Origin of the sequence: Mogibacterium kristiansenii (assembly GCF_009695905.1) — a bacterium.
Lineage (GTDB): Bacteria > Bacillota > Clostridia > Peptostreptococcales > Anaerovoracaceae > Mogibacterium_A > Mogibacterium_A kristiansenii.
This window is the reverse complement of sequence record NZ_VUNA01000007.1, coordinates 90,119-101,405: the sequence shown is the minus strand read 5'-3', so window position 1 is coordinate 101,405 and position 11,287 is coordinate 90,119. Positions and strand designations below refer to the sequence as shown.

Sequence of the window (11,287 nt, the reverse complement as noted above, 5' to 3'; positions counted from 1 at the left end):
AAGATGCATACATTCATTTTAAGGATTTATATATGTGGTATCCAGTTGCAGGAACAACGGTACCATATCTCAGGAATTGCGGTACCCGTTTACTGGAACAGTGGTGCAATTCTGGCAGGAATCTTCAGTTGGCAGGGAGATGGAAAATACGATATAATGAAATGACTTTGGAATGCACCCGTGAAGAGGGTGCTGCAGTTAGTATAATTATCGGAGAGAAGCAATGGGTAACTTTGATTTCCTTAAAGAGGATGCACAATTTAAGTCTTTTGCGGATATGGCTGTTCGGGCGGAACGGCTGCTGGGAATCGATCCGGAAGCGTGCGCCATCGGGTGCAGAAAGGCGATGGAATTTGCCATCAAATGGATGTACACGGCGGACCATTTTCTTCGGATGCCATATAAAGAAACCCTTGTTGCGATGATCAATACCAATCGCTTTCGGGAGTTGGTGCCGGATGATTTGATGCGGCGGATTCAGTATGTGCGGGCGCTGGGAAACAATGCGGCGCATGCCGGCGTGCAGATTACCTATGAACAGGCGGCGCTGGGAATAGAGAACCTGTTCTACTTCATGGATTTTGTGGCATGCAGTTATTCCAGAACCTACGATGCGCCGGATTTCCACCGGGAGCTTCTCGGCGCAGAGAATGAGCTGGAGAAGAAGGAAGCCCTCGCCCAGGAGAAAACGCAGCAGTACGAACTGAACATCCAGAAGCTTATCGAAGAGAACCGGGCACTGAAAGACGAACTGAGTGCGAGACGGGAAGAGCGGATGGAGAATTATGTTCCAAAGCCGCTGGATTTGACGGAATTCAAAACGAGAAAAATATACATCGACGTTATGCTGGCCGCTGCCGGCTGGACGAAAGGCAAGGACTGGCTGGAGGAGGTGCGGCTGGAAGGAATGCCGAACGCCTCCGGCGAAGGTTTTGCGGATTACGTGCTGTACGGGGATGACGGCCGGCCGCTGGCAGTTGTGGAAGCGAAGCGCACCAGCGTCAACGTGGAAAACGGCCGAATTCAGGCCCGGCTCTATGCGGATATTATGGAGAAAGAATACGGGCGCAGGCCGGTGGTCTTCCTGAGCAACGGTTTCGAGATGCGAATCATCGACAACCGGTACCCGGAGCGGCCGGTTGCGGAATTCTATTCCAAGCGCGATCTGGAGAAGCTTCACAATCTCCAACGGATGCGGGAACCGCTGACGGATATTCGAATTCGCCGGGACATTGCCGGCCGGTATTACCAGGAAGCCGCGGTAAAAGCAGTCTGCCGTACGTTGGGCGAAGAGAACCGGCGGAAGGCGCTGCTGGTCATGGCGACGGGTTCGGGAAAAACCAGAACCGTAATATCCCTGGTAGAAGTGCTCCAGAGAAAGGGTTGGGTGAAAAACGTCCTCTTCCTGGCCGACCGAACCGCACTGGTCACTCAGGCTAAAAGAAGCTTCGGCGATCAGCTGCCGAATCTATCGGTAACCAATCTCTGTGAGGATAAAGAAAACTACGGCGCGGCCTGCGTCTTTGCCACTTACCAGACCATGATCGGCTGCATCGATTCGGTAAATGACGAGGATGGCAAAAGATTGTTTACGCCGGGCCATTTCGACCTGGTGATCTGCGATGAGGCCCATCGGTCGATTTATAACAAATACCGGGATATTTTTAATTACTTCGACGCACCATTGGTGGGCTTGACGGCAACCCCGAAGGACGAAATCGACAAGAATACCTACGGTGTTTTTAACCTGAAAGCCGGGCAGCCGACCTATGGCTACGAACTGGCTCAGGCGGTGACGGACGGATACCTGGTGAATTACGTGTCTGTGGAAAGCAAGCTGCAATTCATGGAGAATGGCATCAACTACGACGATCTTACCCCGGAAGAGCAAGACGAATTCGAAGATACTTTTGAGGATGAGGATTTTATCCCGAAGCAGATCGATTCCTCGGCGCTGAATCAATGGCTGTTCAACAAGGACACCATCCGAAAAGTGCTGGACATCCTCATGACGAAAGGCCACCGCGTTCATTTCGGAAAAGATATCGGCAAGACCATTATTTTTGCAAAGAACCATCGGCATGCAGAGGAAATCCTAAAAGTATTTAACGAGGAATATCCGAAGCTGACCGGCTATGCGGAGGTCATCGACAATCAGATTAAGAATTCGCAGCAGGCCATCGATACCTTCTCCAATCCGAAGAAGCTGCCGCAGATTGCGATTTCCGTGGATATGCTGGATACGGGAATTGATGTGCCGGAAGTGCTGAACCTGGTGTTTTTCAAGAAGGTGATGAGCAAATCGAAATTCTGGCAGATGATCGGCCGGGGGACACGGCTGTGTGAGGGCTTGCTGGACGGTGCGGACAAGGAGAATTTCTACATTTTCGACTTCTGTGGAAATTTCGAATTCTTCCGCTTGAATCCAAATGGCCGGGAAGTGAAGGATTCCGGAACGCTGCAGGGTCAGTTGTACCGGATTAAATTCGCCCTGTCTCATAAGCTGCAGAATTTGGAGTACCAGACGGAGCCGTTGATGGCATTTCGAAATAATCTGGTGGATGAGATGCTGGAAAAGGTCCGGGGAATCAATAAGGAAGGTTTTGCGGCGCGACAGCATTTGCGGTATATCGAAAAATATTTAAATAAGGATAATTACAAAATCATAACCGATGAAGACGAGTCGTACGTTAAGGAAGAAATCGCTCCGCTGCTGCAGGACGACACGGAAGATGCGCGGGTTCTTCGCTTTGATTCGCTGATGTACGGCATCGAATTGGCGCATCTGGAAGGGAAGAAGATGAGTGCCGGAATTCAGTCTCTCCAGAATCGTGTGGGTCGTGTGGCAAAAGAAGCCGGGACGATTCCTGCGGTAAAAGCTCAGAAAATGTGGATTGACCGGGTTCTGGATACAGAGTGGGTCAGTGACGCGGACATGAACGATTTCGAATCCGTTCGGAAGAACCTTCGGGAGCTGATGATATATTACCAGCCGCCAAAGATCAAAGTACATCATACGGATTTTGAAGATGAAATTCTGGAAATGAAATGGGATGGCGGCGAACTGGAGAACGATTACCTGAAGGATTATCGTCACGATGCAGAGGTATACATTCGCCAGCATCCGGATCACCTGGTAATCGGGAAACTCAAGTCCAATATTCCGCTGACCAAAATGGATGTGGAACAGCTGGAGCAAATACTTTGGAGCGAGGTGGGTTCCAAAGAGGATTACGAGAAGGAGTACGGCGACAAACCACTGGGGGAACTGGTTCGTGAAATTGTGGGAATGGATATGAATGCGGCCAAAGCGGCATTTGCAGATTACCTGGAAAATGCGAACCTGAATGATCGGCAGATCTACTTCGTGAACCAGATTGTGGAATATATCGTTCGAAACGGTATCATGAAAGACGTTTCGGTTCTCCAGGATTCTCCGTTCACGGACCGCGGAAATATCATCGAACTGTTCGGAGATTCCCAAGATGTGTGGAGCGGAATCATGGGCACGATTCGGGATATCAACCGGAATGCGGATATCTCGTAGTTGAACAGAGCAGAGGAATACTGTTTCCAGTTCGGGTAAAGCATGAGCGAATGACGAGGTGAATCATGGGCGAATATTATCAGTGGGTAAATGTCGATAAAAAAGAATATATCTGTCCGGCGGACTTTGATTACGGGAGTAAATTTTACGAATCTATGCACAAGGATAGTACTCCACTTCATGCGCTTCACAGTCTGTTGACAGATGAGTGGAAGGGCGACCGTGTCCTTTGGTTTGGTGATGAGTGTTCTGTTCCGGAACAGTCTTCAAACGGAGTGATAAAAACGCTGTATGAACAGTCGGTAGAATTTGGATATCCGGAGGATGCTTTTGATATGATCTGCGAATCGTACAGAAACGTATCATGCTTGTTCAAGGAAGCTGAAAAAGACGTCCGTGAATGGATAGAGGATGATCTTGAGGAGTACAGGGAAAACGGTAAGCTTGATCATTTCAACGAATACGGGATTGATCTGGATAATCCGTATGAAGGATTGTTCCTAAAAACTGCGAAAAGACGTATGTTCACGATTAACCACACAAAGAAGATTTATTACACTTTTGCTGAGACAGACATGCTTTTTCTGGATCGTACAAAGAATGATTATGGAGATCCACTGCCAATTTTAATGGGTTATGGAAGAGTTACTGAACCGGGAGAATGGCTTGGAGACGTTATAGGTGTTTCAGATCAACGGCCTGAAGGTTATTCGCTGATCAAAGAAATATGTATGAAGTGGTAGTAATTATGACGAGGCAGATATTGGATAATTTTTCATATCGAGGAAAAAGGGAAGAATAGTTTCTGCGAACTATCTCATAGTGATTCATGAAGGCCTCTAATTCAAGCCGTTTTTGGAATATCGGAAGAAATTGACGACGAAGGAGGGCAGAAAGGAAGTTCGTCGTCAATTTCCCCGCGGCCGTCGGGTAGATTAGAGTCAAATGCCCGGTGGAGAGGGCAGAATGAGGTCTTGAAAGCAGGAAATTCGAATGAGAAGAAGTGATTTTGAAACTTCGTTGAATTCCAATTAGATCCTGAGCGCGAAGAATGCATTAGATTGACGACAGATTACCCCAAAGCGAGGGGCGGTCGTCAATTTTTGTTGATGAGAATGTAAATTAGAGCAGGAGTCACAAGATAATGATTAGAATTGACGACGAACGGGAGAAGATGAAGCGTTCGTCGTCAATTCTTTCCTTTTGTGAATTATGATGATATGAAGTGATGCACGAAGGCCGGCGAGCGCCTTCCGTGCATCACTTTTCATGTGAACGCGGCCCGAATCTAATTCGGGACGGCGCCGCCCGTGTTGGCGTCGGCCTCCCTGCAAGGCCTTGTTTTACCGTCGATCCGCGCCAACAGGAGCCAGATTTTCCCGTGCCGGCGCCGTCCCTGTTGGCGTGGGCCTTCCCGCAAAGTCTTGTTTCACCGTCAATCCGCGCCAACAGGAGCCGGATTTTCCCGAGACGAAGCTGTTGCCGAAGAATTAATCCGTCAGCTTTTTCTGGAAATTCCCGTACACTTTGGTGCCTTCCGTCACGATGACGAAAGCGTGGGGGTCGATGCCGCGCACCAGGCTCAGCAGCCGCTCGATTTCGTACTTGGAAATCATGGTCACCAGGATGTAGGAATCCTCTTTCGTGTAGGCACCTCGGCCGGTCCAGTCGGTAACGCCGCGCTCCATCTCGGTGAGAATTACGTCGGAGATTCCCGGGTTCTTGGTGAAAATCATCACCTGCACGTTGATGTTCTGGATGAACATCCGGTCCAGGAACACCGCCAGAATCGTGGTGTAGATCAGGGAATAGATGACCACTTCCACATTAAAGATGAAGAGGCAGACACCGTAGATAAAAACATTCATGATGATGCTGATAATTCCGACTTTGGCATTGGGATGGCGAATGGCCATGCACACGCCGATGATATCCTGCCCGCCGCCGGAGGAACCTCCGCGCATTACCATTCCGGCACCGCTTCCGGCGATGACGCCGCCCACAAAGCAGGCCGCCAGGGTATCGTGCATGATCGGTGTGGCCGGCACGGGAACCAATGCCAGCGCCAGAGAGGCAATGCCGATGGACACCAGGGATTTAAAGCAGAATTCTTTTCCCACCACCTTATAGGCGACGAAGAACAGCGGCACGTTCTCCAGGAAGTAGATGATACCCACCAGGTCAAAGCCGGCCGGCACCGGAATGTGCAGCACGTTGACGCAGAGGAGGCGCAGCAGCTGCGCCAGGCCCATAAAACCCCCATTGTACAGTCCCAGCGGGGTGACAATCATATTGACGCCGATGGCAAAGAGAATATTGCCGCCGACCATCCAGGCGTTCTGCTCGATGAAATGACGATATTTCGATGGAATCAAGCTATTCGGTTTCATGACCCTCTTCCTTTCCCAATTACACTCCAAATACAATTCCTTAAATATGACAATTATACATTATCTCCATAAAAAAAACAGAACTGAACGGATAATTCTTGCAACTTTCCAAACGATTGTGTACAATAACTTGTTACAATATGATAAGGAGGAAGAATATGAAAAACCATACACTGCCCACCGGGTATTTGCTGAAGCGGTTCATGCCGTACTTCAGCTCTTATAAAAAGATTTTTATTTTTGACCTGATTTGTGCCGCCTTCACCAGCGTTTGCGACCTGGTGCTGCCGGTCATCATCCGGTTTATCACCAACACGGTATCCTACCATCCGGCCGACCTCACCATCAACATGGTGGTACGCTTGTCTGCGCTGTATCTGGTACTTCGCGGGGTGGACGTGCTGTCCAACTACTACATGCAGAACACGGGCCACGTAATGGGCGCGCTGATCGAGACGGACATGCGGCGGGATCTGTTCCGCCATTTCCAGGAACTGTCCTACTCCTACTACAGTGAGAACAAAATCGGTCAGCTGGTTTCCAGAATCACCACAGACCTGTTCGACATTGCGGAATTTGCCCACCACTGTCCGGAAGAGTATTTCATCGCGGCGGTTAAAATCATCATTTCGTTCATCATACTGATCCGGGTGAATGTGCCGCTGACATTAGTGCTTTTCGCCATGATTCCGCTGATGATCTACTTTGCCATGAAGTATCGGACCAAGATGCGTTCCGCCTTCAAGCTGCAGCGGAGCCAGCTGGGTGAAGTAAACTCCCACGTGGAGGACAGCCTGCTGGGAATCCGGGTGGCCAAATCCTTTGCTAACGAGGATATTGAAAAAGAAAAGTTCAGTGAAGGAAATGTCAAGTTCCTGGATGCAAAGCGCATCGGATACAAGAGCATGGCGGGATTCCGCAGCGTGACCCGGATGTTTGACGGGCTGATGTACGTGATGATCGTGCTGCTGGGATCCATTTCCCTGATTAAAGGCACCATTACCGCCGGCGATTTCATCGCATATCTTCTCTATGTTAACATGCTGCTGGAAGCCATCCGCCGGATTGTGGAGTTCACAGAACAGTTCCAGCGGGGTATTACCGGAATTGAGAGGTTCGTGGAAGTGATGGACGAACCGGTAGAAGTGGATGATGCGCCGGATGCGGTAACACTGGGACCGCTGAAGGGCGAGGTGGATTTCAAGGATGTATCCTTCCGCTACAACGACAGTGAGGAAATCCTGAATCGCATCAACCTGCATATCCGTGCAGGAGAGAACATCGCGCTGGTAGGACCTTCCGGTGCGGGAAAAACCACCTTCTGCAACCTGATTCCGCGTTTTTACGATGTTACATCCGGAAGCATTTCTGTGGATGGAGTAGATATTCGAAAGGCGAAGATTCAGTCTCTCCGTTCCCAGATTGGAATGGTACAGCAGGACGTGTATCTGTTCTCCGACACCATTGCGGGAAATATTGAGTATGGCCGTCCCGGTGCCACTCGGGAAGAAATTATTGCGGCGGCAAAATTAGCCGGTGCCGATGATTTCATCCGGGAAATGCCGGAGGGATACGACACCTATGTGGGAGAACGAGGAACGAAGCTTTCCGGCGGCCAGAAGCAGCGAATCAGTATCGCTCGGGTGTTCCTGAAGAACCCGCCGATTCTGATTCTAGATGAGGCCACTTCGGCATTGGATAACGAAAGTGAGCGTCTGGTGCAGTCTTCTCTGGCAGAACTGGCCAAGGGAAGAACTACGCTGACCATCGCACACCGCCTGACCACCATCAAGAATGCGGACCGAATCATCGTTCTGACGGAGAACGGCATTCAGGAAGAAGGAAGCCACGATGAGCTGATGGCGAAGGACGGAATATATGCTCACATGTATCACATGTATGAGCTATAGCGATTCCGGAATGATTTTTCCGTAAGGATCCATAAGGACGGTGCGAACGTCGCCGGGACCGAATATTTTCTGCGCACGGAAGGTGCCGTCTCCCAAATATTGAATACGGATATAATCCGCATCCGTTAACTCGGTGCGGAGTTCTACGCTGTAGATGCCCAGTGCCTCGCATTGGGCATCTTTGTTGTATTCGATGTAGTAGAGGTACTCTCGGTTGCGGCTGTAAATATCCACGCCCTGATTGTGAGGACCGAATAGGGCTTCGTTCTGCTCGTCCAGAACCCACCATTTGTGGCGATAATCCATCACCAGGACGAAACCGTTGGCCATGTAATAGAGGTCCGGGTAGATGCAGGGAATGATTTCCTTTCCCGTTTCGTCGCACAACCCGAAAAGGTCATAATCCGTTCCTCCCGGGATTATCTTTCGAATGCTGGTCCGGTAGATTTCCTTCTCCGTTGAAAACAGTTCGATGTCGTTATAGATTGGCGGAATGAGGGTGCCTCCGTCCTCGTCTGACAGGGAAACGAACTGCTCCTCGGTTTCCTCATTTCGAATTACTTTGCGGAAGTGCCGGGTGGTGGGAACCCGTTCCGTAGAAATTCGGCGGAAGGGGGATTCATCCGGAACGGCGGTGGACTGAATTCCATAGCCTCCCTCTTCCGATGAAATGATGTATTGCCGGAGCAGCCGGTTCTCCGGGTGGAAGAAGGCATCGGAAAAAGACAGGCAGAGCATGGGCTCTTCTCCCATCAGCACATAGAAATCGTGGAGTTCCATTCCGGCGCAGTCCGTCAGCCCATCGAAAGACGAAAGCCCCGAGGGTTCGCCGGACGAGGCAGCCGGACCGATTCTGATTTTACAGTGATCGGAATCCTTGTACCAGATGAGAAGGGATTTGGTACCGAATTCCAGCGCATGGATTCCCAGAGAAGCAGCGGATCGCCAAGCGGTGAGGCGGCATCCCTCCAATGCGCGAAAGGCTTCCTCCGCACCGTGTCGGATGCGGGAGTAGCCGGAGTATTCTTTTGCAAAAAGTTGATTGTAATCGTAATTCATGGTATTTCTCCTTACCGGGATTGTACCATATTTAACAAAAAAATTAAATTCTATCGAATTAGTAGGAATTACTTGATTTCCTAGTGAACAGGTGGTATTTTAATTAAGTAAGTTTGAAAGGAGGATGGACAGATGATGGTTTCGACAAAGGGCCGATACGCGCTGGTAGTGCTGACGGACCTGGCAAAACATCAGGAGGATGGTTTCGTTTCTCTGTCTGAGGTGGCGGAGCGGCAGAAATTGTCCCTGAAATATCTGGAAATCGTGGTGGCCATGATGAACAAGGGCGGTCTGCTGAAGAGCTGTCGGGGGAAGAACGGCGGCTATCGGCTGAAAAAAGAACCTTCGGAGTACAGCATCAACGAGATCCTTCAGTTGACCGAGGGAAATCTGGCGCCGGTGGACTGCGTGAAGAACAGCGAAGTGGATTGTGCCAATTCGGAGGGCTGCATTACGCTTCCTCTGTGGATCGGACTGGATCGGCTGATTTCCAACTACCTGGAGAACATCACCTTGCAGGATCTGCTGGACGGAAACCGAGAGAAGATTCTGGATATTGAAAAATAGGTGAGGATTCATTAATTCCTATTGACTTAATAGGGATTATATGATATTTTTAATTCGACATACAAAGAATACACACACTATATTTTATAGAGGGAGGGTTCTATGAGAGTATATGCAGATAACGCAGCGACCACATATATCAGTGAGACTGCGATGAACACGTTGGTGGATTGCTTGAAGAATTACAACAGCAACCCGAACAGCCTCCATACAGAGGGTCAGATTACCGCAGAGAAGCTGGCGGAGTCCAGAGAGAAGGTGGCAAAGGCCATCAATGCGGCAAATCCGAATGAAATTTATTTCACTTCCGGCGGAAGCGAAGCGGATAATCAGGCGCTTCTGTCTGCGGCCAGAGTGCTGAAGGACAAGGGTAAGAAGCATCTGGTATCCTTGAATATCGAGCACCATGCGATTCTCCATACTTTGAAGAAGCTGGAGAAGGAAGGCTTTGAAGTCACACTGCTGGCTCCGGAGAGCAACGGCATTGTAGATGTGAATAAGGTGCGGGATGCCATTCGCGAAGATACCGCGCTGGTGTCCATCATGTTCGCCAATAATGAGATGGGTGCCATTCAGCCGATTCCGGAAATCGGTGCCATCTGCAAGGAAAAGGGCGTTCTGTTCCACACCGATGCGGTTCAGGCGGCGGCTCACCTGCCAATCGATGTACAGGCAATGAACATCGATATGCTGTCCATGTCGGCACACAAGTTCCACGGACCGAAGGGCGTGGGCGTTCTGTATGCCCGCAACGGAATCCGTCTGGTAAACGTGATTGAAGGCGGTGCTCAGGAGAGAGGAAAGAGAGCCGGCACATGCAACGTTCCGGGTAATGCCGCTCTGGCAGCAGCTCTGGAAGAGGGCGTTGCCAACATGGAAGCGAACGCAAAGAAGACCGCAGCGCTTCGGGATCGTCTGATTCAGGGTTTGAGCGATATTCCGCATTCTAAGCTGAACGGAGATCCGGTGAAGAGACTGCCGGGTAATGTAAACTATTCGTTCGAAGGCGTAGAGGGTGAATCCCTGCTTCTGGCGCTGGATGAGGAAGGCATTCGCTGTTCCTCCGGATCCGCATGTACCAGTGAGTCCTTGGATCCGAGCCACGTGCTGATGGGAATGGGCGTTCCGGTAGAGGCGGCTCACGGTTCCCTGCGTTTCAGCCTGAATGAAGAGAATACAGAAGAAGAAGTAGATTACATCATCGAGAAGGTGCACGAGATTGTGGCGCTTTACAGAAAGATGTCCCCATTTTGGGAAGAGTTAGAGAAGGGAGAAAGAGAACATGTTATATAGCGAAAAGGTAATGGATCATTTCAAAAATCCGAGAAACGTTGGTGAAATCGAAGATGCAGACGGCGTCGGTGAAGTTGGAAACCCGGTCTGTGGCGACATCATGAAGATGTACCTCAAGATTGAGAATGACGTTATCGTGGATTGCAAGTTCAAGACCTTCGGATGCGGTTCCGCCATCGCCACCAGCTCCATGGCTACCGAGCTGATCAAGGGCAAAACCGTTCAGGAAGCGCTGGAGCTGTCCAATAAGGCCGTAGTGGAAGCGTTGGATGGACTTCCTGCAAGAAAGATTCACTGCTCCGTACTGGCAGAAGAAGCAATCAAATCCGCACTGGTTGATTACTACACCAGAAAGGGTTTGGAACTTCCGGAGGAGATCAAGGATTTCAAGCCACACGAAGAGTAATTAATGATTAGATAAAGACCTGCAGTCGGGATTGATATCGGCTGCAGGCTTTTGTTTTTTAGATAGGATTCACATTGCCGCCGGCAGTCTGTGCTACAATATTTAGAAATGTGTG

General features: G+C 49.9%; 8 protein-coding genes. 6 read left to right on the top strand and 2 right to left on the bottom strand.

What is annotated here, in order from left to right; all coding sequences use genetic code 11:
- Window positions 1–223 precede the first annotated feature (223 nt).
- Both FYJ65_RS04975 and FYJ65_RS04970 read left to right on the top strand, forming a co-directional pair.
- On the top strand, window positions 224–3,547 hold the full coding sequence (locus FYJ65_RS04975) for a DEAD/DEAH box helicase family protein (protein ID WP_154554257.1): 3,324 nt from the start codon (window positions 224–226) through the stop codon (window positions 3,545–3,547).
- Window positions 3,548–3,612: 65 nt separating this feature from the next.
- On the top strand, window positions 3,613–4,290 hold the full coding sequence (locus FYJ65_RS04970; protein ID WP_154554256.1) for a hypothetical protein: 678 nt from the start codon (window positions 3,613–3,615) through the stop codon (window positions 4,288–4,290).
- A 747-nt stretch (window positions 4,291–5,037) separates the two neighbouring features.
- Here the strand turns inward: FYJ65_RS04970 and FYJ65_RS04965 are convergent.
- Window positions 5,038–5,937, bottom strand: a complete 900-nt coding sequence (locus tag FYJ65_RS04965; protein WP_206157313.1) for a YitT family protein — start codon at window positions 5,935–5,937, stop codon at window positions 5,038–5,040.
- Window positions 5,938–6,095: 158 nt separating this feature from the next.
- Between FYJ65_RS04965 and FYJ65_RS04960 the strand changes: the two genes are divergently transcribed.
- Window positions 6,096–7,847, top strand: coding sequence for an ABC transporter ATP-binding protein (locus FYJ65_RS04960; RefSeq protein WP_154554255.1), 1,752 nt, complete (start codon window positions 6,096–6,098; stop codon window positions 7,845–7,847).
- On the opposite strand, the gene FYJ65_RS04955 is transcribed toward FYJ65_RS04960, so the two are convergent.
- Window positions 7,842–8,906 (bottom strand): WG repeat-containing protein, encoded by a 1,065-nt coding sequence (locus FYJ65_RS04955; protein WP_154554254.1) that lies wholly within the window; start codon window positions 8,904–8,906, stop codon window positions 7,842–7,844. The genes FYJ65_RS04960 and FYJ65_RS04955 overlap by 6 nt on opposite strands.
- Window positions 8,907–9,038: 132 nt before the next feature.
- On the opposite strand from FYJ65_RS04955, the gene FYJ65_RS04950 reads away from it, so the two are divergent.
- From FYJ65_RS04950 to nifU, 3 genes are all read left to right on the top strand, one after another.
- The gene (locus FYJ65_RS04950; RefSeq protein ID WP_154554253.1) at window positions 9,039–9,473 is read left to right on the top strand and encodes an RrF2 family transcriptional regulator; all 435 of its coding nucleotides are present in this window, start codon (window positions 9,039–9,041) and stop codon (window positions 9,471–9,473) included.
- A 102-nt stretch (window positions 9,474–9,575) separates the two neighbouring features.
- Window positions 9,576–10,766, top strand: a complete 1,191-nt coding sequence (locus tag FYJ65_RS04945) for a cysteine desulfurase family protein (protein WP_154554252.1) — start codon at window positions 9,576–9,578, stop codon at window positions 10,764–10,766.
- On the top strand, window positions 10,756–11,172 hold the full coding sequence (gene nifU, locus FYJ65_RS04940; RefSeq protein ID WP_154554251.1) for a Fe-S cluster assembly scaffold protein NifU: 417 nt from the start codon (window positions 10,756–10,758) through the stop codon (window positions 11,170–11,172). Before FYJ65_RS04945 ends, nifU begins: the two co-directional genes overlap by 11 nt.
- Window positions 11,173–11,287: the final 115 nt, after the last annotated feature.